Annotated in this window: 22 protein-coding genes and 1 tRNA gene; 14 read left to right on the forward strand and 9 right to left on the reverse strand. The window is 72.6% G+C overall.

The window, feature by feature from the left end:
• The first annotated feature begins 311 nt into the window (after positions 1-311).
• A complete protein-coding gene (locus tag ACWC97_RS11765) occupies positions 312-740 on the forward strand; it encodes an aggregation-promoting factor C-terminal-like domain-containing protein (protein ID WP_352279420.1) in 429 nt (142 codons plus the stop codon).
• A 477-nt stretch (positions 741-1,217) separates the two neighbouring features.
• On the forward strand, positions 1,218-1,979 hold the full coding sequence (locus ACWC97_RS11770; RefSeq protein ID WP_450648894.1) for a hypothetical protein: 762 nt from the start codon (positions 1,218-1,220) through the stop codon (positions 1,977-1,979).
• A gap of 22 nt (positions 1,980-2,001) precedes the next feature.
• Here the strand turns inward: ACWC97_RS11770 and ACWC97_RS11775 are convergent, their stop codons facing one another.
• Both ACWC97_RS11775 and ACWC97_RS11780 read right to left on the reverse strand, forming a co-directional pair.
• Complete coding sequence (locus ACWC97_RS11775) at positions 2,002-3,306, reverse strand: alpha/beta hydrolase family protein (protein WP_450648896.1); 1,305 nt, start codon at positions 3,304-3,306, stop codon at positions 2,002-2,004.
• Positions 3,307-3,408: 102 nt separating this feature from the next.
• Positions 3,409-4,578: a steroid 3-ketoacyl-CoA thiolase gene (locus ACWC97_RS11780; RefSeq protein WP_352279424.1), complete on the reverse strand. Its 1,170-nt coding sequence runs from the start codon at positions 4,576-4,578 to the stop codon at positions 3,409-3,411.
• A gap of 275 nt (positions 4,579-4,853) precedes the next feature.
• Between ACWC97_RS11780 and ACWC97_RS11785 the strand changes: the two genes are divergently transcribed.
• Both ACWC97_RS11785 and ACWC97_RS11790 read left to right on the forward strand, forming a co-directional pair.
• Positions 4,854-6,119, forward strand: coding sequence for a cytochrome P450 (locus ACWC97_RS11785; protein WP_450648898.1), 1,266 nt, complete (start codon positions 4,854-4,856; stop codon positions 6,117-6,119).
• Between the two features lie 67 nt (positions 6,120-6,186).
• Positions 6,187-7,185 carry an AEC family transporter gene (locus ACWC97_RS11790; RefSeq protein WP_450648900.1) on the forward strand — a complete coding sequence of 333 codons (999 nt, stop codon included), beginning with the start codon at positions 6,187-6,189 and terminating at the stop codon, positions 7,183-7,185.
• 118 nt (positions 7,186-7,303) lie between these two features.
• Here the strand turns inward: ACWC97_RS11790 and ACWC97_RS11795 are convergent, their stop codons facing one another.
• Positions 7,304-9,361 carry a bifunctional glycosyltransferase 87/phosphatase PAP2 family protein gene (locus tag ACWC97_RS11795; RefSeq protein WP_450648902.1) on the reverse strand — a complete coding sequence of 686 codons (2,058 nt, stop codon included), beginning with the start codon at positions 9,359-9,361 and terminating at the stop codon, positions 7,304-7,306.
• Positions 9,362-9,795: 434 nt separating this feature from the next.
• Here ACWC97_RS11795 and ACWC97_RS11800 point away from each other — a divergent pair, with 434 nt between their 5' ends.
• Complete coding sequence (locus ACWC97_RS11800; RefSeq protein WP_450649237.1) at positions 9,796-10,866, forward strand: DUF2330 domain-containing protein; 1,071 nt, start codon at positions 9,796-9,798, stop codon at positions 10,864-10,866.
• Between the two features lie 43 nt (positions 10,867-10,909).
• On the forward strand, positions 10,910-11,401 hold the full coding sequence (locus ACWC97_RS11805) for a GNAT family N-acetyltransferase (RefSeq protein ID WP_450648904.1): 492 nt from the start codon (positions 10,910-10,912) through the stop codon (positions 11,399-11,401).
• A gap of 46 nt (positions 11,402-11,447) precedes the next feature.
• Here ACWC97_RS11805 and ACWC97_RS11810 read toward each other — a convergent pair whose 3' ends face one another.
• On the reverse strand, positions 11,448-13,535 hold the full coding sequence (locus tag ACWC97_RS11810; RefSeq protein ID WP_450648906.1) for an MFS transporter: 2,088 nt from the start codon (positions 13,533-13,535) through the stop codon (positions 11,448-11,450).
• 123 nt (positions 13,536-13,658) lie between these two features.
• Between ACWC97_RS11810 and ACWC97_RS11815 the strand changes: the two genes are divergently transcribed.
• Positions 13,659-14,801, forward strand: coding sequence for a peptidoglycan-binding domain-containing protein (locus tag ACWC97_RS11815; RefSeq protein ID WP_450648908.1), 1,143 nt, complete (start codon positions 13,659-13,661; stop codon positions 14,799-14,801).
• Between the two features lie 202 nt (positions 14,802-15,003).
• Positions 15,004-15,669 (forward strand): HAD-IA family hydrolase, encoded by a 666-nt coding sequence (locus ACWC97_RS11820; RefSeq protein ID WP_450648910.1) that lies wholly within the window; start codon positions 15,004-15,006, stop codon positions 15,667-15,669.
• An 85-nt stretch (positions 15,670-15,754) separates the two neighbouring features.
• On the opposite strand, the gene ACWC97_RS11825 is transcribed toward ACWC97_RS11820, so the two are convergent.
• On the reverse strand, positions 15,755-16,489 hold the full coding sequence (locus ACWC97_RS11825; protein ID WP_450648912.1) for an ABC transporter permease: 735 nt from the start codon (positions 16,487-16,489) through the stop codon (positions 15,755-15,757).
• Between the two features lie 268 nt (positions 16,490-16,757).
• Between ACWC97_RS11825 and ACWC97_RS11830 the strand changes: the two genes are divergently transcribed.
• The 3 genes from ACWC97_RS11830 to ACWC97_RS11840 all read left to right on the forward strand — a co-directional run bounded on the left by ACWC97_RS11830 (position 16,758) and on the right by ACWC97_RS11840 (position 19,436).
• Positions 16,758-17,402 (forward strand): HNH endonuclease family protein, encoded by a 645-nt coding sequence (locus ACWC97_RS11830; RefSeq protein WP_450648914.1) that lies wholly within the window; start codon positions 16,758-16,760, stop codon positions 17,400-17,402.
• A 689-nt stretch (positions 17,403-18,091) separates the two neighbouring features.
• Positions 18,092-18,547, forward strand: a complete 456-nt coding sequence (locus tag ACWC97_RS11835; protein WP_450648916.1) for a DoxX family protein — start codon at positions 18,092-18,094, stop codon at positions 18,545-18,547.
• 250 nt (positions 18,548-18,797) lie between these two features.
• Positions 18,798-19,436, forward strand: coding sequence for a DedA family protein (locus ACWC97_RS11840; RefSeq protein WP_450648918.1), 639 nt, complete (start codon positions 18,798-18,800; stop codon positions 19,434-19,436).
• On the opposite strand, the gene ACWC97_RS11845 is transcribed toward ACWC97_RS11840, so the two are convergent.
• The 3 genes from ACWC97_RS11845 to ACWC97_RS11855 all read right to left on the reverse strand — a co-directional run bounded on the left by ACWC97_RS11845 (position 19,423) and on the right by ACWC97_RS11855 (position 20,905).
• Positions 19,423-19,647: a DUF2277 domain-containing protein gene (locus ACWC97_RS11845; RefSeq protein ID WP_450648920.1), complete on the reverse strand. Its 225-nt coding sequence runs from the start codon at positions 19,645-19,647 to the stop codon at positions 19,423-19,425. The genes ACWC97_RS11840 and ACWC97_RS11845 overlap by 14 nt on opposite strands.
• Positions 19,648-19,697: 50 nt before the next feature.
• Positions 19,698-19,901 carry a hypothetical protein gene (locus ACWC97_RS11850; RefSeq protein ID WP_450648922.1) on the reverse strand — a complete coding sequence of 68 codons (204 nt, stop codon included), beginning with the start codon at positions 19,899-19,901 and terminating at the stop codon, positions 19,698-19,700.
• Positions 19,902-20,614: 713 nt separating this feature from the next.
• A complete protein-coding gene (locus ACWC97_RS11855; protein WP_450648924.1) occupies positions 20,615-20,905 on the reverse strand; it encodes an Imm32 family immunity protein in 291 nt (96 codons plus the stop codon).
• 320 nt (positions 20,906-21,225) lie between these two features.
• Between ACWC97_RS11855 and ACWC97_RS11860 the strand changes: the two genes are divergently transcribed.
• Complete coding sequence (locus tag ACWC97_RS11860) at positions 21,226-21,693, forward strand: DUF4240 domain-containing protein (protein WP_450649239.1); 468 nt, start codon at positions 21,226-21,228, stop codon at positions 21,691-21,693.
• Between the two features lie 306 nt (positions 21,694-21,999).
• On the opposite strand, the gene ACWC97_RS11865 is transcribed toward ACWC97_RS11860, so the two are convergent.
• Positions 22,000-22,074: transfer RNA gene (locus ACWC97_RS11865), tRNA-Val, on the reverse strand.
• A gap of 203 nt (positions 22,075-22,277) precedes the next feature.
• On the opposite strand from ACWC97_RS11865, the gene ACWC97_RS11870 reads away from it, so the two are divergent.
• Both ACWC97_RS11870 and ACWC97_RS11875 read left to right on the forward strand, forming a co-directional pair.
• Positions 22,278-23,069, forward strand: a complete 792-nt coding sequence (locus tag ACWC97_RS11870) for a DUF4097 family beta strand repeat-containing protein (protein ID WP_450648926.1) — start codon at positions 22,278-22,280, stop codon at positions 23,067-23,069.
• A gap of 71 nt (positions 23,070-23,140) precedes the next feature.
• On the forward strand, positions 23,141-24,511 hold the full coding sequence (locus ACWC97_RS11875) for a hypothetical protein (protein ID WP_450648928.1): 1,371 nt from the start codon (positions 23,141-23,143) through the stop codon (positions 24,509-24,511).
• The last annotated feature ends 332 nt before the right edge of the window (positions 24,512-24,843 follow it).

The following is a 24,843-nucleotide window of genomic DNA, read 5'->3' on the forward strand; positions in this document are numbered from 1 at the left end:
CACAGGACCTTCGTCCTCTCCTACCGGGGTTAGTGGCGCCGGCGGGGCCGGGCGGCCCGGTCGCGTACCGGCCGCGACCTGCGACGACGGCCCGGGGGCGGGGCGGGCGGGCGGCGGGCCGGGCGGCCCTTGGTGCGAGGCGGGCTCGTACCGGGGGTCGTTGCGGCGGCCCAGCGGCCTCGCTATCACTGGATGAGTCGCCGAGCACCGCAGGGTCCGCCCCGATCGGACCCCGGTCGACGAAGCCCGGTCCACCCGCACGATCCGGACCGGTCCGCGACTTCCCCCGTACCCGAACGTTAGGTTCCTCTGTGTCGTTCGCCCGTAACCTCCTCGCCAAGCCCCGCAACTCCCGTCGCACGTCCGCCGTCGCCGGCGCCGCCGTTCTCCTCGGCGCCACCGGTGTGGCCCTCGGGGTCACCCCGGCCATGGCCGCGCCGACCACCGTCACGACGGGAGCGCAGGCCACGGCGCAGGCGATGATCGGTGACGCCGCGCAGTACCAGTGCTTCAGCAACATCGTCCAGAACGAGAGTGGCTGGAACCACACCGCGACCAACGCCTCCTCCGGCGCCTACGGCCTGGTGCAGGCCCTGCCCGGCTCGAAGATGGCCTCGGCCGGCGCCGACTGGCAGACCAACCCCACGACCCAGATCAAGTGGGGCCTGGACTACATGAACTCCCGCTACGGCAGCCCGTGCGCCGCCTGGTCGTTCTGGCAGACCAACCACTGGTACTGAGCCGTCCCCCGGCTCTCCCTCCGCCCGCACCCCGTACCGCGTCCGGTACGGGGTGCGGGCTTTTCCCGTCCGGTCGGGGAGCAGGTGAACGGGCGGACGGGGTTCGGGATGCCCTTCGCCCCGGCTCCGGCGCACGCCACCGGTCGGGACCTCGGCGTGTCCGGTCGAGGGGGAGCGGGCCTGTCCGAGGCTGTCGGGCCGACCCTGCCGTCCGGCGGGCCCCGCGCGGCCGCCGCGCCCCTGGCGCGCCCCGGGCGTGCGCCCCCCGTCGGCCGCATGGGCCCGGCCGCTCCCCACCCGTCCGGCCCATAAGGCCGACTCGTAGCACCAGTGCGACCGCGTTGGTCCATTCGAGCGCTTTTGGCTCAGCCATCCGTTCCCCGGGGGCCGCGGCGCGTTGTCCCTCTCGTGGAACCACGAGATTTCTGGGAACGGAACAGCGTCCTGGCGGAAGCTTTCTGCGCCAGTGACGAGCGCATGCGCCGGGCTCAGGCACTGCTGGACGAGATGCGGGCGGAGCGGAGCAGAACGCTGGCCGCCTTCGCCGTCGCGGTCGGTGACGACGGATCGATCGCGGATCTGATGGGGCTGAACGAGCGCGAAGTGCGATTAGCGCGACGGACGGTCGGCCGCAGCACGGCGCGGTCCATCGCCGAGAAGCTGCTGGGCCGGTCCTCACCGGCGGCGGGCCCCACCCCGAGCGGGCCCGCCGCCGCGCCGGAGGGCGGGGCTCCGGACGAGGCGGCGCCCAGTCCGGCCGGTCCCGCCGCGGCCGTTCCCCCGGCGCCCGTGGTTCCACCGATGCCGGCCGCTCCCCCGGCGGCGGCCGGTACCCCGGCGCTGAACCCGGCGCCCGCCCATGCCCGCGCGCCCGTACCCGTGACGCCCCAGATGCCGCAGCCGCACCAGTCCGCCCCGGTGCCCCAGGCATCACCGGTGCCGCAGCCGGCGCAGGGTGAGCCGGTGAACGCGGCCGCCTGGTCGTCGAGCATGGACTCCGTGCTGCTGTGGAGCTGGGAGTCCGGCCTCGACCTGCACACCGTCGCGGCCGAACTCGGCCTGGACGTGAGGACGTTGCTGATGCGGGTGCAGGAGCTCGCCAACGACGGCCTGCTCACGCTCGCGACGCCGGTCGCCGAGACCGGCCGGTCCGGGCGGCACCGCCGTCACCACCACGAGGAGGGGTACGCGGCCCTGTTCAGCCCCACCGCCACCTTCCCCACCCATGTGCCGTACTGACGGCTCCGGGGACGGCGGCCGCTCAGCGGCGCGCGGCCAGGGCGTCGAACCAGCGCACGATCTGCGGCCCCGACGTGAGATACGTACCGGTGTGGTCGGTGGCCCCCTGGTCGATCACCGGGGCGCGGGTGCCCCGGGCGGCCAGGTCGGCGGCGCAGTTCCGGGCGTTGGCGATCACCACGTCGGTGTCCCCGGCGGAGGTGTAGAGCCGGACCGGTGCACCGGGCCGCCAGGCGCAGTTGCCGTCCTGGGCGCGGGCGGCGGCCAGCAGGCCCCCGGTGGGGTGCTGGAGGCGGCGGTAGAAGTCGTCGGTGAGCAGCTCCTTCACCGTCGCGGGCAGCGCGGGGATGATCTCTTCCTCGGTGTGGTCGCCGTCGAAGAGCCCCTCCACGATGTCCGCGTACGGCTGGCGGAACGCCTCGGCGGGGTCCCGGTAGATCGGGTGCAGCCGGTTCTGCGCGGTGAGGTAGTACGAGAGGTAGAAGACACCGCTGATGTCGTTGATCCCGCCGTCGAAGAGGGCAGGGGTCTCCGCGTGCTCGATGTCGTAGGGGCCCGATACGGGGGCGAGCGCCCGGAGCCGGAAGTGCCGGTCCGCGCCGCCGTCGAGGGCCCGGCCGAGGGCCATCGCGACCTGGCCGCCCTGGGAGAAGCCGCTGGCGTAGACGTCACCGGTGAGCGGCCGCCCCAGCCGCCCGGCGGCGGTGCGGGCGGCCCGCAGCATGTCGACCGAGGCGGTGACGGCGGACCGGGTGTCCATGTACGGGTGGCGGCCGGGGCCCTTGCCCAGGCCCAGATAGTCGGGGGCGGCGACGGCCCGGCCGGCGGACGCGTGGAGGTAGGGGGCGATGCGCCCGAAGTCCTCGCCGACCGAGGGGGCGTAGTCGCGGTGGGCCATGGTGCCGTGGGTGTCGGAGACCAGGTCGAGCCGGTGCGGCCCGCCCTTGGGGAGGACCAGGAGGCCGGTCGCCGTGGTGGGGACGCCCTGCGGGGTGACGGTGCGGTAGGTGAGGCGGTAGCCGCGCAGTCCGTGGCGGACGGTGCCGGTGTCCATGCCGGTCGGGGCGAGGAAGCGGACGACGTCCGCGCGGTCGAGGTCGGAGACCGGGGTGACGCCCAGGAGGGTGCCTCTGGCCCCCGCTGCGTGTGCGGAGGAGACCGCGGCGGTTCCGGTGGCTCCGGCGGGCTGCTGGGCGAGGGCCGGCGCGGTGCCCAGGGCCGCGAGGAGCAGGGCCGCGGCGGCCGCGACGGTCCGGCGGGTGCCGCGCCGGTTTTCGTGCCGTTCGCGCGAAGTGGCCTGTGTGCGGCGGGTGTTGTCGTTGTCCATGGCCATGACGGTATGAGGCGGCGGACCGCGCCGACATCGGCGTGGACCCCCGCCCCGGGGTGCACCTGGCACCACCCCCGGGCGGGGGCCGCCCCGACCGCGTCAGAGCCGCTGAATGATCGTGCCGGTCGCCAGCGCACCGCCCGCGCACATGGTGATCAGGGCGAATTCCTTGTCCCTGCGCTCCAGTTCGTGCAGGGCGGTGGTGATGAGCCGGGCCCCGGTGGCGCCCACCGGGTGGCCCAGCGCGATGGCACCACCGTTGACGTTGACCTTTTCGAGGTCCTGCTCGAAGACCTGCGCCCAGCTCAACACCACCGACGCGAACGCCTCGTTGATCTCGACGAGGTCGATGTCCTTGAGCGACATGCCCGCCTTGCCGAGCACCGCGCGGGTCGCGTCGATCGGCCCGTCGAGATGGAAGTGCGGGTCCGAGCCGACCAGGGCCTGGGCGACGATCCGGGCGCGCGGCTTGAGCTTGAGCGCCCGCGCCATCCGCTTGGACGCCCACATGATCGCGCAGGCGCCGTCGGAGATCTGCGAGGAGTTGCCCGCGGTGTGGACGGCGGTCGGCATGACCGGCTTGAGCCGGCCGAGCCCCTCCATGGTGGTGTCGCGCAGCCCCTCGTCCCGGTCGACCAGGCGCCACATGCCGTGTCCGGCCGCCTGCTCCTCCTCGGTGGTCGGCACCTGGACGGCGTACGTCTCCCGTTTGAAGCGCTCCTCGGCCCAGGCGACGGCGGCCCGCTCCTGCGAGATGAGCCCGAAGGAGTCGACGTTCTCCCTGGTCAGCCCGCGTTTACGGGCGATGCGCTCGGCCGCCTCGAACTGGTTGGGCAGGTCCACGTTCCACTCGTCGGGCCAGGGCTTTCCCGGTCCGTGCTTGGAGCCGCTGCCCAGCGGCACCCGCGACATGGCCTCGACGCCGCAGCTGATGCCGACGTCGATCACCCCGGCCGCGACCATGTTGGCCACCATGTGGGACGCCTGCTGCGAGGAGCCGCACTGGCAGTCCACGGTGGTGGCGGCGGTCTCGTACGGCAGGCCCACGGCCAACCAGGCGTTGCGGGCCGGATTCATGGACTGTTCCCCGGCGTGGGTGACCGTGCCGCCGACGATCTGCTCGACGCAGTCGGCGTGGATACCGGTACGGCCGAGGAGTTCTCGGTAGGTCTCGCCCAGCAGATAGCCGGGATGCAGATTGGCGAGCGCGCCCCCGCGCTTTCCGATGGGGGTGCGTACGGCTTCGACGATGACGGGTTCCGCGGCCATGAGCTCGTCCTCTCCTCGCACTTCCGCAGGGGCGTCCCGGCGCCCGCGGATGGAACGCGTTCTAGTTATGCAAGCAGTCTTATGAGGCTTACCCGCGGTACGCAAGAGTGCTGCACGGACCTCGCGCCCGCTCCGCACCGGCCCCACCGACTCTTCACGCAACAGATCGGACCGCCGGTCTTGCCAGTTGTAGAACTCGTTACTACCTTTCCGTCAACTTCTGATGGGTCGTCAGGCACCGCCCGGACGGCCCTCGGACCGACCAGGAGCTGCCGATGTCCTGCCCCCATCTGCCCGAAGGGTTCGACTTCACCGACCCCGATCTGCTCCAATCCCGCATTCCGCACCCGGAGTTCGCACAGATGCGGCAGACCGCTCCGGTCTGGTGGTGCACCCAGCCGACCGGCATCTCCGGTTTCGACGACGCGGGCTACTGGGTCGTCACCCGGCACGCGGACGTCAAGTACGTCTCCACGCACCCGGAGCTGTTCTCCTCGCACATCAACACGGCGGTCATCCGCTTCAACGAATCGATCAGCCGGGACCAGATCGACGTCCAGAAACTGATCATGCTGAACATGGACCCGCCCGAGCACACCCGGGTCCGCCAGATCGTCCAGCGCGGCTTCACGCCCCGGGCCGTGCGCTCGCTGGAACAGGCGCTGCGCTCACGGGCCCGTTCCATCGTCGACACCGCGCGCGCCGCCGCCGCCGACGACGGGTCCTTCGACTTCGTCACCAACATCGCGGTCGAACTGCCGCTCCAGGCCATCGCGGAGCTGATCGGCGTACCGCAGGAGGACCGGTCCAAGATCTTCGACTGGTCCAACAAGATGGCCGCGTACGACGATCCCGAGTACGCGATCACGGAGGAGGTCGGCACCGAGGCGGCCATGGAAATAGTGTCGTACGCGATGAACCTCGCGGCCGCCCGCAAGGAGTGCCCGGCCAAGGACATCGTCTCCCAGCTGGTCGCGGCGGAGGGCGAGGGCAACCTCTCCTCCGACGAGTTCGGCTTCTTCGTGATCCTGCTCGCCGTCGCGGGCAACGAGACCACCCGCAACGCCATCAGCCACGGCATGCACGCCTTCCTCACCCACCCCGACCAGTGGGAGCTGTACAAGCGGGAGCGCCCGGAGACGACCGCCGAGGAGATCGTCCGCTGGGCGACCCCGGTGGTCTCCTTCCAGCGGACCGCCACCCAGGACACCGAGCTGGGCGGCCAACTGATCAAGAAGGGCGACCGGGTCGGGCTGTTCTACTCCTCGGCCAACAACGACCCCGAGGTCTTCGAGCGCCCGGAGACCTTCGACATCACCCGCGACCCCAACCCGCACCTCGGGTTCGGCGGCGGCGGTCCGCACTTCTGCCTCGGCAAGTCCCTCGCCGTGATGGAGATCAATCTGATCTTCAACGCGATCGCGGACGTGCTGCCGGACCTGCGGCAGACCGGCGACCCGCGGCGGCTGCGGTCGGCGTGGCTCAACGGGATCAAGGAGCTCCGGGTCACCACGGGTTCCACGGACTCCTCGGGGAGCTGACGGTCCCCCGGCGCACGGACCAACCCCCGTGCGCCGGGCGCACGCCGGCGCGAGGATCATGGCGGGCATGTCCGCCCTGCTCGCCGCCTTCGCCCCGATCTGGATGCTCACCGCGATCGGGTACGGGGTCGGGCGCGGCGGGCTGCTCGGGGCCGGCGCGGAGGCGGCGCTGGGCCGGTTCGTCTTCCATGTGGCCATGCCCGCCGCCCTGTTCACCATGGTGTCGAAGGCGCGTCCGGGGTCCTTCGCCAACCCGTCGATGGTGGCCTTCGCGGCGGGCACCGCGCTGGTCTGCGGGCTCGGATTCCTGCTGTCCGGGCGGCTGTTCGGGCGGGGCAGGGCGGACCGGGCGATCGGCGGCATGGTGTCGGGGTACGTGAACTCGGCCAATCTCGGCATACCGGTGGCCGTCCAGGTGCTCGGGGACGCCTCGTTCGTCGCCCAGATCATCCTGTTCCAGGTGCTGCTGGTCTCGCCGGTGGTCCTGACGCTGCTGGACTCCGGGGCGGGGGCCGGGGCGGGCTCCGGACGGGAGGGGACGGAGGCGGGGGCGGCTTCCGGACGGGGTGTCGTGGTGCGGCGGATGCTGACGATGCCGGTCCGCAACCCGATCATCCTCGCGTCGCTGCTGGGCCTGGCCGCCGCTCTCCTCGGGGTGCGGCTGCCGCACCCACTGGCCCACTCCCTCGAACTGCTCGGCTCCGCCGCCGTGCCGACGGCCCTGGTCGCGCTGGGGCTCTCGCTCCGCGCCCGGCCGGCCGACGCGGAAGCCGCGGCCACGGGCGGGCCCCGCCCGGCGCGGGCCGAGACCGTGGTGGCGGTGGCACTCAAGACCGTGCTCCAGCCGCTGGTCGCCTTCGTCGTCGGCGGCCCGCTGCTGGGGCTGCCGGGGCCCCAACTGCTCGCCGTGGTGCTCTGCTCGGCGCTGCCGACCGCCCAGAACGCCTTCGTCTTCGCCCAGCAGTACGGGCTGGACACCCGGGTGGCCCGGGATGCCGTGGTGGCCTCGACAGTGGTCTCCATGGTCACGCTCTCGCTGGCCACCTGGGTGCTGGGGGGCGTCTGATCCGTTCGAGTGGCGGGCCGGGGCCGGTGGGCGGATGCTGGTCGGGCGGCGATCCACGCCGGAGGGGTGCCGGGACGATGTGCGCGTCCCGGCACCCCTCCGGCCATTCCCCGGCCCGTCAGCCCTTGCGGGCGCCTCGTGCCGGTACGTCGTCCGGCGGCCTCGGCACCGGCACGGCGGCCGCCGGAGGCGTCCGGCCCTCCCACGGCTTCGCCGCCCCGGGCACGACAGCCGCCGCCGGGTCAGGTCTCCGGCCCCCGGTCAGCAGCCGGGCGAGGGCGAAGCCGAGCCCCACCACGACCGCTCCGCCCACCGCGTCCAGCACCCAGTGGTTGGCGGTGGCGACGATCGCGCAGACCGTGAGGAGCGGGTGCAGCAGCCCCAGCGCCTTCATCCACCCCCTCGGCGCCAGCAGCACCACGACCACCCCGCACCAGAGCGACCAGCCGAAGTGCAGCGACGGCATCGCCGCGTACTGGTTGGTCACGGCGGTCAGACTGCCGTAGTCGGGCCGCGCGAGGTCCTGGACGCCGTGGACGGTGTCGATGAAGCCGAGGCCGGGCATCAGGCGCGGCGGGGCCAGCGGGTAGAGCCAGAAGCCGACGAGGGCGACGAGGGTGGCGAAGCCGATGGTGGCGCGGGCCCAGCGGTACTCCGCGGGGCGGCGGACGTACAGCACCCCGAGGATCGCCAGCGGCACGATGAAGTGGAACGTCGAGTAGTAGAAGTCGAAGAAGCCCCGCAGCGGGGCGATGCCCGCCACCGTGCGGTTGGCCCAGTGCTCGATGTCGATGTGCAGCCACCGCTCCACGGCGTGGATCTGCCGCCCGTGCCGCTCGGCGGTGTCGCGTCCGGCCGTCGCCGCGAGCCTGACCTGGGCGTACGCCGAGTAGACGACCCTGATCAGCAGGAGTTCCAGCAGCAGGTTGGGCCGGCTGAGCACCCGCCGCATCCCTCGGCGGCCCGGCGCGGGGGCGGCGTACACGGTGGGGACGGGGTCGCGCCAGTACGGCGAGGCGCGCGGCAGGAACGGCACGGCGCAGGCCGCGGCGAGCGCGGCGAGCAGCGGCACGTTGTCGCGCACGGGGACGAGCACCGCGAGGTTCGGCAGCAGCATCGTCCCCGGCAGGGTGAGCACCAGCACCACGACCACCGGCCAGAGCCGCCGGTCACCGGCCCGCTTCCCGACCCGGCCGGCCGCCGCGAGCAGCACCCACAGGAGCTGGTGCGGCCAGGTCGTCGGCGAGACGGCCACGGCCACGCAGCCGGTCACCGCGACGGCGAGGAGCAGCTGCCCGTCGCGCGCGTACCGCACGGCCCGGCGCAGCCCGAGGACGCAGACGGCCCCGGCCGGCACGAGGAGGAGCGCGACCTCCGCCGGTCCGGTGAGTCCGAAGCGGAGCAGCGCGCCGTGCAGGGACTGGTTGGCGAGGTCCGCCGCGTCACCGCCCAGCCCGGCGCCCGCGACATGGTGCACCCAGTACGCCCACGAGTCGCCGGGTCGTACGGCCCAGGCCAGCGCCGTACAGCCGGCGAACGCGAGGCCGCCGGTCACCGCGGCCCGGCGCCGGCCGGTCAGGCCGAGCAGTACGGCGAAGAGCAGCACGGTGGGCTGGAGCGCGGCCGCCACCCCGATCAGGACGCCACGGGCGTGGTCCCCCCGGACCGCGAAGCAGCCCAGCAGCACCAGAAGAACCGGCAGGACGCCGGTCTGCCCCAGGTGCAGCGCGGTGCGGACCGGCAGCGAGACCATCAGCAGGCTGATCGCGACGGGGGCGGCGAGCAGCGCGGTGCGGCGGGAGACCGGCCCCGGCAGCGCACGGGCGGCGACGACGCCCAGCGCGGCGACGAGCAGCAGGGAACCGAAGGTCCAGACGAGCCCCAGGTGCTGTTCCGCGACTTGGGCCGGTGTCCTCAGCACCAGACCGGCGAACGGGGTGCCGGTGAACCGGTCGCCGTCGTACAGCGAGCCCGTCATCCGCAGCACGCCGCCGGGGCCGGTCCAGGTCTCCGGTCCGGTGAGGCGTTGCCCCGGCGACCGCCCCAGCGCCGTCGCCGTCTGCCGGACCGCCAGTACGGCGACCACCAGCCAGAGCGCGGCCCTGACCACCCTCGTCCGGTCGCCGCCGCTCCCCGCTGCCGCGTCCCCGCGCACCCTGTGTTCCGCATTCGCCACGCCGCGCCGAACCTTCCGCCGTTCCGCCGTTCCGGTGCCCGTCGCTCGGACCGGGCATCGGTGAAACCTTCGCATTGCACGACGAGACGGATGTAATCCACCCTCTCTTCACTTGACCGACATCACGTCTTGATCGGACATACGGCCGAAAGCAGATCGAATGCATGAGCCCTGCGGACCGCCGGGACGGTCGCGCGGCCGCCGCCGCCCGTATCCGCGCACGCACGGATGCCCGGAACCGGAACGTGGGTTCGCACGTCCTTCCCCGTGTTTCGTCGATGCCTCGTCGATCACGGTCGGTCGGGGCCGGTCACGGGGGAGGCGGGCATTCCATGCACCGCACAGGGGTGAAGCGGGGTGTCCGGGATGACGGGCGCGGTGGTCTCCGGGGCGACCGGCGCGGATGGCCGGTGCGGGCGCTGTCGCTGCTGCTGATGCTGGTGTCGCTGCAACTGGGGTCGTTGATCAGCCCGGCGTACGCCTGTGGCTGCGGGGCGATGGTCCCCAGCCGGGAAAGCCGGGTCGCGGTCGACCGGGAGACCTCGGTGGTCGGCTGGGACGGGCGCACGGAGCAGATCGTCATGCGGCTGACGGTGCGCGGGGACGCCCCGGAGGCGGCGTGGATCATGCCGGTGCCGCACCGCGCGACCGTGGAGCTCGGTGATCCCGAGGTCTTCTCCGAGCTGTCCGGCCTCACCGCGCCGACCCATGTGACCAGGCACTACTTCTGGCCCCGGGACCGCGACTGGCCGTTCGGCGGCACCACCGGGGACTCGGCCGCCGCACCGCTGCCCGGGGCACCGTCGGTCGAGGTGGTGGGGCGCGAGCGGCTCGGGCCCTTCGACGTGGCGCGGCTGGCCGCGAACGACCCGGAGGCGCTCCGGTCCTGGCTGGCGGAGAACGGCTTCGACCTGCCCGACCGGCTGGCGACGGCGCTGAAGCCGTACGTCGACCGGAAGTGGGAGTACGTCGCGGTCCGCCTCGCGCCCCGGGAGGGCACCGAACCGCTCCGCGGCACGCTCGACCCGCTCCGGCTGCGCTTCGCCAGCGAACGCCCGGTCTACCCCATGCGGCTCTCGAAGCTCGCCGCGAACCCTCAGGAGCTGGAGCTGTACGTCCTCGCCGCGCACCGGATGGAGCCGCGCGGCCGGATCGGCGGCGACGCCCCGAAGGTGACGTACGCGGGCCGGGTCGACACCCGGGCGGCGTCCTCGGACACGGACGCGCTCGCCGGGCTGACGGGCGGCGGGCCGGTGTTCCTCACCGCGATCGAGCAGTCGTTCCCGCGCCCGGAACTGATCGACGCCGACCACGAGCTGCGCGCGGTCGGCGCGGACACCCCGTACCGGACCGAGATCTTCGAGGACCGGCTGCTGACCGTGGCCGGGACGCCCGCCTGGGTGCTGACCCTGCTCGCGGTGGCGGGGGTGGTCGGCGCGGTGGTGCTGTCGGTGGCGCTGCGGGTGGCCCGGCGCGGGGCGGCGACGGCCCCCGGCTCCCGGTAAACCCGGTTGACCGGGCGTGCGGGGGCGCGGCCACAATGCGCGCATGACCTGGACCGTCGCCCCCGAGCCATTCGACTCCCCCGACGCCGCGCTGCTGCGCCGCGACTACTACGACGAGGTGGCCAGCCGCTACTGGGGGCGGCCCGCCACCGTCGAGGAGATCGAGGAGGGGCTCACCGACGACGGGGCCGACCTGCTCACCGGAGCCACCGGCCGGTTCGTCGTCGCCCGCCGCGACGGACGGGCGGCGGGGTGCGCCGGGCTGCTGGTGACGGACGCGGACACCGCCGAGCTGACCCGGGTCTTCGTACGCCCGGAGCACCGGGGCACGGGCGGCGGCGGGCTGCTGCTGGCCGCCGTGGAGGAGGCGGCGCGCGCCTTCGGCGTCCGCACCCTCCGGCTCGACACCCGCCACGACCTGGTCGAGGCGCGCGGGCTCTACGCCAAGCACGGCTACCGGGAGGTCCCGGCGTTCCACCGGCGGCAGTACGCGGAGCACTGGTTCGCCAAGGAGCTGTCCGCGCCGGGCACCTGACCACCACCGGCCGCCGCCCCCGGCCGCCGCCACCGAACTCACCGGCTCAGGTCGGCTCCTCGCCGGGCTCGGGCCGGCCCCGGGCCGCGTGGTCGCGCTGCGGGGCGGGGCTGTGCGGGCGCTCCTCCTTCGAACCGCAGGTCTCCGCGGTCAGCTCCTCCACCAGCCTGACCAGGTCGGTCGGCCGGTCCGGCCCCCACCAGTCGCCCAGCAGCTCGGCCATGGCCTCCTCCCGGGCCCGCGCAAGGTCGACCACTACTTCCGAGCCGGTCTCGGTGAGCACCAGTTGCACGCCCTCCCGCCGGGCCAGTCCCCGTTCCTCCAACTGCCGGGCCGCGTCGGTGACCGCCCGCAGCGGCACCGGGGTGGTGTCGGCGAGCAGGGCCGGTTCGACCGTGCCGTGCCGCCGGATGCGCAGCAGCATCCAGCTCGCGGCGGGCAGCAGGTCGTACCCCGCCCGCTCGGTGATCCGCTGGTAGATCTCCCGGCGCCCCGCCCGGGTCGCGAGGACCGAGAGGGCGCGCGCGCATTCGTCGTACGAGGACCGCTCCACCGGGTTCGACGCCAGGGTCTCGCTGACCTCCGGGGCCGTCACCGAGCCGCGCAGCTTGTCCTCCTTGAGGAACCAGGCGAAGACGAAGGCGACCAGCACGACGGGGGCCGCGTACAGGAACACGTCGGTGATCGACGTCGAGTACGCGTGGAGCACCGCGGGCCGCAGCGCGGGCGGCAGTTGTCCGATGGCGCGCGGATCGGAGGCCAGCCCGTTCACCCCGGCGCCGGGCGGCAGCGGGTGCCCGGCGAGCGCGGCGGTGAGCTTCTCGGTGAGCCGGTTGGTGAAGATCGTGCCGAAGACGGCGACGCCGAACGAGGCCCCGATCGACCGGAAGAAGGTCGCCCCGGACGTGGCGACACCGAGGTCCTCGTACCCGACGGCGTTCTGCACCACCAGCACCAGTACCTGCATCACCAGGCCGAGTCCGGCGCCGAAGACGAAGAAGTAGCCGCTCATCACCCAGGTGCCGGTGGTCTCGGTGAGCCGGTGCAGCAGCAGGAGGCCGATGGCGGTCAGGCCGGTGCCCGCGATCGGGAAGACCTTCCAGCGGCCGGTGCGGCTGACGATCTGGCCGGACACCGTCGAGGTGAGGAGCAGGCCCAGCACCATCGGCAGCATGTGCACACCGGACATCGTCGGCGTGATCGAGTGCACCACCTGGAGGAAGGTCGGCAGATAGGTCATCGCGCCGAACATCGCGAAGCCGACGACGAAGCTGATGACGGAGACGAGCGTGAAGGTCCTGATCCGGAAGAGTTTCAGCGGGATGACCGGTTCGACGGCCCGGCGCTCGACGTACACGAAGGCGACCAGCAGCAGCACGCTCAGCACGGACAGGGAGACGATCTGCGCCGAGCCCCAGGCCCAGGTGGTGCCGCCGAGCGAGGCGACGAGCACCATGCAGGTGGCGACGGCGGCGATCAGGAACGTGCCGAGGTAGTCGATGACGTGCTTCTCGCCGCGGACCGGGATGTGCAGCACGGCGGCGATCACCAGGAGCGCGACGACGCCGATCGGCAGGTTGACGTAGAAGACCCACCGCCAGGTGAGGTGCTCGGTGAACAGGCCGCCCAGGAGCGGTCCGAGGACGCTCGTCGTACCGAAGACCGCGCCGAACAGCCCCTGGTACTTGCCCCGTTCGCGCGGCGGCACGATGTCGCCGACGATCGCCATCGACAGCACCATGAGCCCGCCGCCGCCGAGCCCCTGGAGGGCCCGGAAGCCGATGAGCTGCGGCATGTTCTGGGCGATCCCGCAGAGCGCCGACCCGATCAGGAAGATGACGATGGCGGCCTGGAAGAGCTTCTTGCGGCCGTACTGGTCACCGAGCTTGCCCCACAGCGGGGTCGCGGCGGTCGACGCCAGCAGGTAGGCCGTGACCACCCAGGACAGGTGCTCCAGACCGCCGAGGTCGCTGACGATGGTCGGCAGCGCGGTGGAGACGATGGTCTGGTCGAGTGCCGCCAGCAGCATGCCGAGGAGCAGTGCTCCGATGGCCACGAGCACGGACCGCCGGGAGCGCTCCGCCCCGGGCGCCGGGGCAGAGACCGGGGCAGGGATCCTCGCATGCCGGGCCATGTACACCTCCTCGGGTCCGCTACATCCCTATCCTGTCCTTTCCGTACGGTTATGGCCTGCTGAGCGGGTGTACGCACCGGGACGGGCTGCATAATCGCAGGGCTATCAAGGGGAGGGGCCACCATGACCGGACACATCTGCCCGGAGTGCGGTACGGACGACGGACCCGGCGGCGGGCCCGGCCACGGTTCCGCGCCCCGGCCGGGCTGCGCCTGCGGGCGCACGGCGGCGGAGCGGGACCGGCAGCGGTACGAGGAGGAGCGGCACCGGGCCGGGCGGGTGGCGGCCGACCGGGCGGAACGGGACGCCGCCGAGGACTTCGACCCGCTGCGGATCCGGCCGTACGTGACCCTGGGGAACGACCTGTCCGCCCCGGAGGGGCCCGGGGCCGGGGCCCCGGGGCGGGCCCGCCCGGCCGAGGCCGTGGAGGGCGACGCGGCCACGACGATGCCGCTCCGCCTCGGCCCGGCGACGGCGGGCCCGCTGCCGGACGCCGTCGCGACCGCCGCCGTCCCCGCGTTCGACGCCTCCTTCGGCACCGCATCCGACGCCCCTGGGGCAGCCTCTTTCGGCGCCCCTTCCGAAGCCCCTGGCGCGGCCGGGCGCCCCGGCTCCCCCACCGTGGTGCCCGCGCTCCTCGACGAGGACGGGCCGTCAAGGCGCCGCCGCCCGTTCACGGCCGTGGCGACGGGGGTGGCCCTGATCGCCGTGGTGGGCACGGCGGCGTTCGCGACCGGGCTGCTCGGTGGCGGCGACGGGGGCGGGGACCGGGTGCGGGCCCTGCCCAGTACGGCGGCCGACCTCCCCGGTGCGGACACCGACGCCACGGAGTCGGCACCGGCCTCCGACCCGGCCTCCCCGAGCCCCTCGGCCCCCGCCCCGCCCGCCACGTCCGCCTCGCCCTCCCCCTCCGCCTCGGCCACCACGGAGCCGTCGCCCTCCCGGTCCGTCGCCCCGCCCCCACCGACCACCACCACCCCCTCGGCACCGGCCGAGACCTCCCCGTCGGACGCGCCGCCCGCCTCGCTGGCCGGGCCCTCGCTGCGCCCCGGGGACCGGGGACCGGCGGTGGCCGACCTCCAGCGCCGGTTGGCGGAGGTCTGGCTGTTCCACGGGTCCTACGACGGCGACTACTCGAACCGGGTCGAGCGCGCGGTGCTCGTCTACCAGTCGTACAAGTCCATCGAGGGCGACCCCGCCGGGGTCTACGGCCCCCGCACCCGCAGCGCCCTGGAGGCGGAGACGACGGGCCGGGGACCTTCCTGAGGGAACCGGGAACCTTCCTGAAAAGAGAGGGGAGCATTCCCCAAGAAAAGAGGAGAAGAAGGACAGGGATTGGCTTTCCCGGACAGCTCTTTGTATCGTGATGGAACAAAGTAGCCTCCGCCCGCCACCCCTGACCGGCGGGCGAGGCTGCTTGACCCTTTTCTCCCGCTGTCCCCTCGCCCCCGCTTCCTGGAGCCCGCCCATGCCGGCCACCGTCCTCACCGCCCGCGCCCTCCTCCTGGACATGGACGGGACCCTGGTGAACTCCGACGCCGTGGTGGAGCGCTGCTGGCGGCGCTGGGCGCTCCGCGAGGGGCTGGACCCGGAGGCCGCGCTCAAGGTCGTCCACGGCAGGCAGGGGTACGCCACCATGGCGGCCCTCCTCCCGGACCGCCCGATGGAGCAGAACTACGCGGACAACCGGGTCATGCTCGCCGAGGAGACCGCCGACACCGACGGCGTCGTCCCGATCGACGGCGCCGCCGCCTTCATGGACGCGATCACCGGCCTCCCGCACGCCCTGGTCACCTCGGCCGACGAAGCCCTGGCCCGGACCCGGCTCACCGCCTCGGGGCTGCGCATTCCGGAGATCCGGATCACCGCGGAGAGCGTCGGCGCCAGCAAGCCGGACCCGGAGGGCTTCCTCAAGGGCGCGGCCGAGCTGGGCTTCGCCCCGGCGGACTGCGTCGTCTTCGAGGACTCCGAGGCGGGCATCGCGGCGGGCCGGGCCGCGGGCATGCGCGTGATGGGCGTCGGCCCACGCGCCGCGGCCCTCTCCCCCGACGCGCACGTGCCGGACCTGACGCACCTGCGGGTGGAGGCGGCCCCCGACGGCCGGATCCACCTGCACATCGAAACCGCCCGATAGGCCGCGCCACCCCCGGAGGAGGGGCGGGTACGCGGCCGAGCCCGTAGCCGACGCCCCCGGCTTTCGGCGGCAACCCCGCGCCCCGTCACACCCGGTGCAGCCGCCCCCGTGCGACCAGTTCGAGCACCACCGTCACGGCCACCGCCTGCACGGCCATCAGGGCCACCAGCACGAAGAGCTGCACGGCGCCCGCCTGCACCGGCGAGGCGCCGCCCAGCAGCATGCCCACGAAGGCCCCCGGCAGGGTCACCAGCCCCACCGTCCGGGTCTGGTCCAGCCCCGGAAGCAGCGCGTCCGCCGCGGCCGGCCGGGCGATCTCCATCCGCGCGTCCCGGTCGAGCAGCCCGAGCGCCATCCCCGCCTCCACCTCCCCGCGACGTATCGTCAGCTCGTCGAGCGCGCGCCGCCCACCCAGCACGGTCGCGGTCAGCGCCCCGCCGATGAGGATGCCGACCACCGGGATCATCGCGATGCCCTTCACCGGCAGAAGCCCGGTGAGCAGCAGCAGCCCGACCACCGGCGCGACCCCCGCCGCGATCGGCAGCGCCGCCCACCACCAGGTGCCGTTGCGGGTGACCCGCCGGCCCGCGGTCCACGCGGCCACGGCGTACATCAGTGCCACGAACCCCAGCGTCGGCGGCAGCGATCGCACCACCCAGCCGATGAGCAGCGAGACCCCGGCGAGCTGAACGGCCGCCCGTAGTCCCGCCAGCAGAATCTCGCGGGACCGCCCGAGCGAGGCCAGGGCGGCGACCCCGGCGGCCACCGCGAGCAGCACGGCGAGCACGACCCCGAGGGTGATGTCGACCGGTAGCAGCACGCCGCAACTGTATGACCGGAAACGTCCCGGGCACCCTCACGAACCGGCCTCCCATGAACCCGAGCTGCCGTCGCGTCAGCACATACGCCCGCGCAGATACGGACGTACGCCCCCAAGCCCCAGGCTTGTCGGCCAGACCCCTTGCTACTGACGTGCCCATGTCGCCACTCTGTTACCTGGCGCCCACCCCACGGAAACCTGGCGCCGCCACCATGGCCGGGCTTCACGGGTTGCCCGTCCACGTTCCCCCCACATCAAGGGAGTTCGCATGTCCGGTGTCTACGCGCGTCGTATCGCCGCCGTCGCCGCATCCGTCGCCATGGCCGCAACCGCCGGCCTGTTCACCGCGCCCACCGCCCAGGCGGCCATGCCCACGCCGGTCGCCGCCTCGACGGCCCGCACCTACCTGAGCCAGCTCACCGTCGCCGCCGAGGGCTCGTCGGACGGCTACAGCCGCGACAAGTTCCCGCACTGGATCACCCAGTCAGGCGCCTGCAACACCCGCGAGGCGGTCCTGAAGCGCGACGGCACCAACGTGGAGACGAACACCAGTTGCGCAGCCGTCAGCGGCAGTTGGTACTCGGAGTACGACGGCGCGACCTGGACCGCCGCCTCCGACCTGGACATCGACCACATGGTGCCGCTCGCCGAAGCCTGGCGGTCGGGCGCCAGCGGCTGGACGACCGCCCAGCGACAGGCGTACGCCAACGATCTGACGCGCCCCCAGCTCATCGCGGTCACGGACAACGTCAACCAGGCCAAGGGCGACAAGGACCCGGCCAAGTGGATGCCGCCGCGGGCCGCGTACAAGTGCACGTACGCGCGGGCCTGGGTCCACGTGAAGCACTACTACGACCTCACCGTCGACCCGGCGGAGAAGAGCGCCCTGCAGACCATCCTGAACGGCTGCTGAACCGGCGGAGCCTCCGCTTCCCGCGCGCCCTCTCGCACCGGCCGGTCCGAGGGGGCGCGCCCCTGCCCGGCACCTGCGCCCCGCATCTCCGCCCGGCGCTTCCGCCCGGCACCGGGCCCCTCACCGCGACCGCCCGCGGATCGCGTCCCGGCCACCCATACGCTTTCGGTCAAGTACGGTCACCCGCCGGTCGCCATGCGTCCACCTCGGACCCACCCGGTCGACGGCATTGGTTCCCCGGCGCCACGAAAGGCCCACCCGGCCCGCATTCCCCCCTTGACCACTCCCCCTCCTCCGGACCGCCGCCCCACCCTCGCGGCCGCCACCGCCATTGGTCCACCCCACCACCCCACATGGACCGCCCACCCCCACCGGACCACATGCCCGCCGGACGGACATCACGCGACCCCCGTGGTCCAGAACCAGCGGATCATGACCGGACGCCCCCTCCCCCGCCCGACCACCACCCCGCGGGCTGGCCGGAAAGTTACGCCGCCATTGGTTCAGGCCAACGAGCGGAGAAGAGGTTCGCAGATGGCAGGGGGTCCCGAACGAAGCGCGACCGAATTACGCGAGACATTTTTCGGTCAGCCACCAGAAATGTTGAACTTGCAAGCATTGGTAAGGTCTCCCTAATCTGGAGCGCCCGATCGGTTCACGTCCCCACCCGACCGAAGGAGCCTCCCCCCATGCAGACCCATCTGCGCCAGGCCCAGCCCTACGTCCTCGGCCTTTTCCGCATCGTCATCGGACTGCTCTTCGCCTGTCACGGCGCCGCCTCGCTCTTCGGCATCCTCGGCGGCGCCATGAACGGCGGCTCCATACCCGCCGGCACCTGGCCCGGCTGGTACGCGGCGGTCATCCAATTCGTCGGCGGCGCCCTGGTGGCACTCGGGCTCGGCACGCGCGTCGCCGCCCTGATCTGCTCCGGTTCCATGGCGTACGCCTACTTCACCGTCCACCAGCAGGAGGCGCTGTTCCCGCTCCAGAACGGCGGGGAGCCCTCGGCCGTCTTCTGCTGGACCTTCCTCCTGCTGGTCTTCACCGGCTCCGGCGCCCTCGCCCTGGACGGGCTGTTCGCCCGGGCCGGCGCCCACCCCGGCGAGGAGCGCACTTCCGAGCAGGCACCGCCCGTATCGGTCTGACCGCGTCCCGCCCCTCGGTCCGCACCACCGGGCACACCGCCCGGCACACCGCTCCGAGCAGACCGCTCCGAGCCTCACGCGCCCCCGGAACCAGGGCTTTCCCCGTTTCCGGGCGCGCGTGAGGTTCCCAACATCGTTCTTATTTATAGATCACCGCATGAACGGCAGGCGTACGCTGTACAGCTGACCCTGCCGCTCCTGTCCGCTCCCCCGCGACGTCGCGGCGTTGTTCCGAATCGGGGAGTAGAAGGTGCTTGAGAGTCTGGGCGCGCTGATCAGCAGTCCGTGGATCTACGGCCTCGTCGCGCTGTCGGTGCTCCTGGACGTCTTCCTCCCGCTGCTGCCCAGCGGTGTGCTGGTGATCACCGCCGCCACGGCTGCCGCAGCCGGTACGACGACCGTCGCGGGAGCCACGGCCGCACCGGCGGAAGTCCCCTCACTCCTCGTGCTCATCCTCTGCGCGGCCACCGCCTCGGTCCTCGGCGACCTCGTCGCGTACCGGCTGGCCTGGCGCGGCGGCGAACGCCTGGACCGGGCCATCGCCCGCTCGCGCCGCCTCACCTCCGCGCAGGAACGCCTCGGCGCCGCCCTCGCCCGGGGCGGCGGCGCCCTCGTCGTCATAGCGCGCTTCGCCCCGGCCGGGCGCTCCGTGGTCTCGCTGGGCGCGGGCGCCGCGCACCGCAAGGCGAAGGAGTTCCTGCCATGGTCGGCCCTGGCGGGCGTGGCCTGGGCCGGCTACAGCGTGGGCCTCGGCTACTTCGGCGGCCAGTGGCTCGGCGCGACCTGGGTCGCCACGGCCGTATCGGTCCTCGCCCTGTTCATGGCGGGCGCCCTGGCCGCCTTCTTCATGCGCCGCCCGGCGACGGAAGCGGCCTCTACGGCGCCCTGACCGCTCCCCGCACCTCCAGGCCGTCCAACAGTCTGGCGGTCGCCTCGGCGATCTCTTCCACGGCCCGGTCGAACACCTCCTGATTGTGCCCGGCCGGGGCCCGGAAGCCGGACACCTTGCGTACGAACTGCAGGGCCGCGGCCCGGATCTCCTCCTCGGTGGCCTCTTCGGGGAGGGCGGGCGGACGCAGAGTCTTGATGCTTCGGCACATGCCCCCAGTGTGAACCGCACCACTGACAACCGCCCCGCCCACCGCGTCGACTACCGCGCGGGAATCCGGGTCACCTCGGCGACCTCGCAGGTCATCTTCCCCGGAACCTCCCCCAGCCCCTGGGCGTTCTCGACCGCCTTCCGCCCCGCCTCCAGGTCGGTCACCGTCGCGAGCCCGGAGGCCCGGCGCGTACCGTCCCCGTCCAGGAACTCCACGGAGACGATGTACGACGCCCGGTCGTCGGCCCCGTTCACGATCTCCCACATCCGCGTCCGGCCACTCGGTCAGGGGGTCGACCCGACACCGGGTGATCCGCACATCCCCCTTGGCATCCGCCTCCCCGGCCGACGGCGCCTCCGAGGGCACCCCGGAAGCCCTGACCTCCCCCGGCCCCGGGCCACCCGACGAGGAACCCCTGCCACTCAGCAACGCGATCAGCACCCCCACGGCCAACAGGACAACCACCCCACCGACCACGGACAACGAAACGATCAACCCGGTACGCGACTTCCCCGGCGGCTGCTGCTGTGCATAGCCGTACGACATGGATCCCCCCTGAGCCAACCCCGACGCGAACAAGACCCCCTTGCCCGAACCCCACGCTACGACGGGTGGACCGTCGCTACGACGGGTGGACCGTGCAAGTCCGCCACCGGCTCGGCGGCCTCGGGCGGCCACAACCAGATCGATGCACGACCGCGAGACCGCAGGCGGCATCCATCATGGAATCGGCCCCCGGTCGCATGCGACTGGAGGTCCTGAGACAGGCTCTCACCCGCGGTTTCCTACTGGTGGGCGCGGACGGTTTCGAACCGCCGACATCTGCTTTGCAAGCTCGTGCGGAGCGCTCTCCCAGGGGCGTGTCGCTGGTCACCTCCGCCACGGCAAACCGCGCGCGACCGCCGTCATCCGCCGTCGTTGATGTCAGTTTTGGATGTCAGCTCCGGCGACGGCTACGAGGGGCCGGTCACTTTTCGCAGCTGCGCTCCAGGACCAGTCCGACGGACCCGTCTTCCAGCCCGTTGCTGTCTTCGAGGTGCAGATGGGCTCCATCGGGAACTCCTTCGCCTGCCAGCACGAGAAGATGCCCGGCAAGCGTCCTGAGCCCCGCGGCATTCGCCTCGATGACGACCTCGGCCCCGAGGTTCCGCACCTCGATCCGGGCATCGGCATCCCAGGAGAAGCGGAGTCCCGTGCCCTCGACGGCGGCCGTGACGTGAGTGCTCTCGATCGGCGCTGAGCCGGTTCCGGAAGTCATGGAACTCATGATGCCGCCGCACGGGCAAGGTGCCGGAGACAGGGGCTCGGTCTTCGTACACAGACACCGACGGAAGCCCGGGAAGCGGTGGTCACCAGTCGCGCCAGGCGTCCGTGAGCTCGGGTACATCTCCGCCCCGCCGACACACTCGGGCTCCAGGATCCCGGCCTCAACATCGCGGGCCACCTCTGCCATCCAGGCACGCCAGTTCTCGGGGGTCTGTTCGCCATGGCGAGAAAGTACGCCGAAGCGCTGACAACCCAGTTCGGTTGTGCGCTCTCGTTGATGTCAGACTGCCCTGACATCCTGAGCCAGTGAGAATGACATGGGCCGACTTCTGGGTGCTGATAGCCACCCTGGACGGCGAAGCAACCCAAGAGAGCTGCCAGCGCCTTGCCGAGGAGCTGAGCCGCCGCCCCGTCCCTGACATCATCGGCTTCGCCGAATGTCACGCAGAGGCCCTCTACCGCCTGGACCAGGAGAAGTTCGGAACCCTCCCCGTGGTCGACCTGACAGACCGAGACGGCAACCCGTTCCCGCAATCGTCCGACGTGTTCCTGTACACACGCTGCGCCGTCGTAGCCGCAGGCCAAACCGTCTGGGAGAGCGTCTTCTTCGACGTCGACAAGTTCGCCCCGTACACCTCCACCGAGCACGACGGTGAATGGCTGCTGTCCGTACCGGACAAGGCGTACGAACTGGCCACCGGCAAGGAGTGGGACCGCTTGACCCGGTACTGCTTTGAGAGCTACTCCAACCAGGACGGATGGCCCCACCTACAAGGCTGAACCGGACTACCGCGCGACGGGGATCTCGTGGACGATCTCGCACAGGGCGGCGGGCACGACGATATCCGCCGTTTTCAGGGGTCGTCCCTGGTCGCTGCAGTAGGTACGCCGGATGTTCGTTGTTCCCGGAATTCGGTGTCTGAGCTGCGGGTTCCCTGCCGCCTCGTAGGAGAGATTTAGCGGACGGTACAGACCTCTGAGGGTTGCGGCAGAGTTCCTTCAGCGTGTCGACAGAGTGCAGGAACGTCGAATCCCCAGGTCTCTGACGCTCTGACCTGGGGATTCGCGAGAGGTGCTCTGACCTCGTGGTGGGCGCGGACGGTTTCGAACCGCCGACATCTGCTTTGTAAGAGCAGCGCTCTACCCCTGAGCTACGCACCCGTGGATGAGGCAACAGCGTACATGGCCCACGGCCCCCGGTCACAAACGGTATCCGGCCTCGTGGGAGGGGGTCGGGGGTACGGGGGATATCCCCACCCTCCGTACGGTGGTCCGCCCCGTTCTGGTGGGGCGGAGGGCGGTCGTACGGTGAGGTGCGCGCCGTGCGAGGCGGTCGTCGCTCGACCCCGGGGGGAAAGATCATCGTGGCAGTCCGTACCCGTATCCATGCCCGTACCCGTGCTCTCGTCGCGTCCGGGGGTGGCGCGGTCATGGTGCTCGCGCTGGCCGGTTGTGCCGGTACGGATGTGAGCGAGGCGCCTGCCGAGCACAAGTCGTTCGCGTTGAGCGGGAAGACGCTGACCATCGACACCCGGTCGTCGTCGCTGGAGCTCGTACCGGCCGATGTGCGCGAGGTCGAGGTCACGCGGCGGGTCGACGGCTGGGCGGTGCTCGGGAGCGGGCCCGATCCGAAATGGGAGATGCGGGACGACACCTTGTCGCTCCGGGTGAAGTGCGAGGCCCTGATCAGCGACTGCGCGGCGGAGTACCGGGTGAAGGTGCCGCGCGGGGTGGCGGTGGTCGTCGAGGGGGACAACGGGGAGATCGCCGCCTCCGGCTTCCGTACGCCGCTCACGCTCCGCGCCGACAACGGCAGGGTCTCCGTCCGGGACTCCACCGGGCCGCTCGACCTGTCCAGCGACAACGGCGCGATCGTCACCGATCGGGTGTCGGCCGGGTCCGTGGCGGCACGGAGCAACAACGGCAGCATCCGGCTGCGCTTCACCAGCGCTCCGGACCGGGTGGAGGCCGTGAGCGACAACGGCTCGATCACCATCGACCTGCCGCCCGGTTCCACGAAGTACGCGGTGGACGCCGTCACCCGCAACGGGCACGCCTCTGTGGACGTACCGCAGGTCGCGGCGGGCGCGGGCAGCGGCCACGTGGTGAAGGTTCGCAGCGACAACGGCCAAGTCAGGGTCCGAAACGCGAACTAACCGGCACGTGTGTTCGTCTTTACCGGGTGGGAGAATGTACCGGGCAGGGGCGAGCAGCACGGGAGAGGGATGTGAGGGCGACAGACGCGCGGCCGCGGAGGAGAGCGGGCGGGGGCTCCGCAGTCGGCGATGTCCTCGCGCTGGTGCTGTTGCCGGTGCCGCTGCTGGTCGCCGCGTTGCCCGCGGCCTTCGCCGGTGGCGGTACGAGGCGCTGGTTCGGCGGGCGCGGAGAGAGTCAGCGCGCCGAGGCGCAGGCCGCGAAGGACGCGGCCGCCGAGGCCTTCTACGAGCTGGACACCGCCCAGCGCGACCTGAGGATCTCGATCGAGACGATCACCGCGGTGGACGGTTCCCCCGCCGCGCGCCGGGCCGTGGACGGCTTCGCCGCCCTGGGCCGGCGGATCGACGAGGCCAGCAACACGTACATCACCGCGGTCGACGCCCACGATCTGGACCGGGACGACCTGGAGTCCTCGGTCGCCGCCCGCGCGCGGGCCGAGCTGACCGGGGCCAAGGACGAGCTGGTCCGGGTCAAGGCCGAGCTGGACCGGTTCGCGCAGGGGCTCGGGCCGCTGCTGGGCAGTGCGGAGACGCAGCTCGCCCGGCTCGCGCCCGCCGTGGAGCGGGCCCGGCAGGCGTTGCTCGGCGCCAGCAACGCGCTCGACGCGGCGCGCGCGTCGGGGCTCCGGGCGGACGACCTCGCCGCCCGGCTGGCGGCCCTCGCCCCCGAGCTGACCAGGCTCAACGAGGGCGCCGGACGGCACGGCGTCCCGGAGACCCTCCAGCGGGCCGACCGGGTGCTGCGCGATGCCGAGGCGCTACGGGCCGAGGCGGAGAAGCTGCCCGAGCGGGCCGCCGAGATCGACCACCGCCTGGTGTCGCTGCGTACCCGTGCCGAGGCGCTGACGACCCGGGCGGGCACGGTGGATCCGGTGCTGAGCGAGTTGCGGCGGCGTTTCTCGGCCGCGTGCTGGCAGGACCTCCAGCGCGTTCCGGAGCAGGCGGCGGTCAATGTGCGGCAGGCCGAGGACAAGTTGAAGGAAGCCGCCGAGGCGCGGGACGAACAGCGGTGGGCGGACGCCACCTCCCGGCTGAGCACGGTCCGCGCCCTGCTGAACGCCACGGACGAGGCGGTGTCGGCGGCCGGTGACCGGCTGCGGCAGTTGGACGCGGTGGCCAAGGACCCGCAGCAGGAGATCGAGCGGACCCGGTTCGCGGTCCGGGACGCCCAGCGGCTGGCGATGGACGGCCGCAGTACGCCCGATCCGCGCCACGCCCGTCCGCTGGACGAAGCGGTGGCCCGGCTGGACCGCGCCGTCGCCATGCTCGACGGGCGGCATCCCGACTACTGGCACTTCCTGACCGAGACGGAAGCGGTGCGGCAGACGGCCGCGCGGGTGGTCTCCGGGATCCGCGAGGAGCGCGGGGCGGGCCGGGGCTGAGCCCGCCCTGCCACCGCCGGGCCGCGTCGCCGCGCGGAATCGCGGAGCGGGACCGCCGACCACTGGACGGGGCCATGTAACGGCCGCCCTGCGGCATCGTGGAACGGTTGGCCCACGGTGTCGCGGAGTCGTCGCCCTGTGGCGTTGTGGCGTCGCCGAGTGGTTGCCCTGCGGCTTCGCGGAGTGGTTCCCCTGTGGCCTTGCCGGGCGGGATCTCCGTTCCCGCACGGTCCGGACGCCTCCGCCGGCCTCCGCTCCGCCGCAGGGCGGACCGGCATCTGCGGACCGACACCGGCACCGGTCGCCCGCCGTACCAGCCTCTGAACCGCCGA

It is taken from the genome of Streptomyces sp. NPDC001108 (assembly GCF_053598535.1).

Excerpts from the sequence above, each read along its gene's own strand:
- ACWC97_RS11770 (WP_450648894.1), top strand. The coding sequence starts at position 1,218 with ATGCGCCGGGCTCAGGCACTGCTGGACGAGATGCGGGCGGAGCGGAGC.
- ACWC97_RS11775 (WP_450648896.1), bottom strand. The coding sequence starts at position 3,306 with ATGGACAACGACAACACCCGCCGCACACAGGCCACTTCGCGCGAACGG.
- ACWC97_RS11780 (WP_352279424.1), bottom strand. The coding sequence starts at position 4,578 with ATGGCCGCGGAACCCGTCATCGTCGAAGCCGTACGCACCCCCATCGGA.
- ACWC97_RS11785 (WP_450648898.1), top strand. The coding sequence starts at position 4,854 with ATGTCCTGCCCCCATCTGCCCGAAGGGTTCGACTTCACCGACCCCGAT.
- ACWC97_RS11790 (WP_450648900.1), top strand. The coding sequence starts at position 6,187 with ATGTCCGCCCTGCTCGCCGCCTTCGCCCCGATCTGGATGCTCACCGCG.
- ACWC97_RS11800 (WP_450649237.1), top strand. The coding sequence starts at position 9,796 with ATGCTGGTGTCGCTGCAACTGGGGTCGTTGATCAGCCCGGCGTACGCC.
- ACWC97_RS11805 (WP_450648904.1), top strand. The coding sequence starts at position 10,910 with ATGACCTGGACCGTCGCCCCCGAGCCATTCGACTCCCCCGACGCCGCG.
- ACWC97_RS11810 (WP_450648906.1), bottom strand. The coding sequence starts at position 13,535 with ATGGCCCGGCATGCGAGGATCCCTGCCCCGGTCTCTGCCCCGGCGCCC.
- ACWC97_RS11815 (WP_450648908.1), top strand. The coding sequence starts at position 13,659 with ATGACCGGACACATCTGCCCGGAGTGCGGTACGGACGACGGACCCGGC.
- ACWC97_RS11820 (WP_450648910.1), top strand. The coding sequence starts at position 15,004 with ATGCCGGCCACCGTCCTCACCGCCCGCGCCCTCCTCCTGGACATGGAC.
- ACWC97_RS11830 (WP_450648914.1), top strand. The coding sequence starts at position 16,758 with ATGTCCGGTGTCTACGCGCGTCGTATCGCCGCCGTCGCCGCATCCGTC.
- ACWC97_RS11835 (WP_450648916.1), top strand. The coding sequence starts at position 18,092 with ATGCAGACCCATCTGCGCCAGGCCCAGCCCTACGTCCTCGGCCTTTTC.
- ACWC97_RS11845 (WP_450648920.1), bottom strand. The coding sequence starts at position 19,647 with ATGTGCCGAAGCATCAAGACTCTGCGTCCGCCCGCCCTCCCCGAAGAG.
- ACWC97_RS11855 (WP_450648924.1), bottom strand. The coding sequence starts at position 20,905 with ATGACTTCCGGAACCGGCTCAGCGCCGATCGAGAGCACTCACGTCACG.
- ACWC97_RS11860 (WP_450649239.1), top strand. The coding sequence starts at position 21,226 with ATGACATGGGCCGACTTCTGGGTGCTGATAGCCACCCTGGACGGCGAA.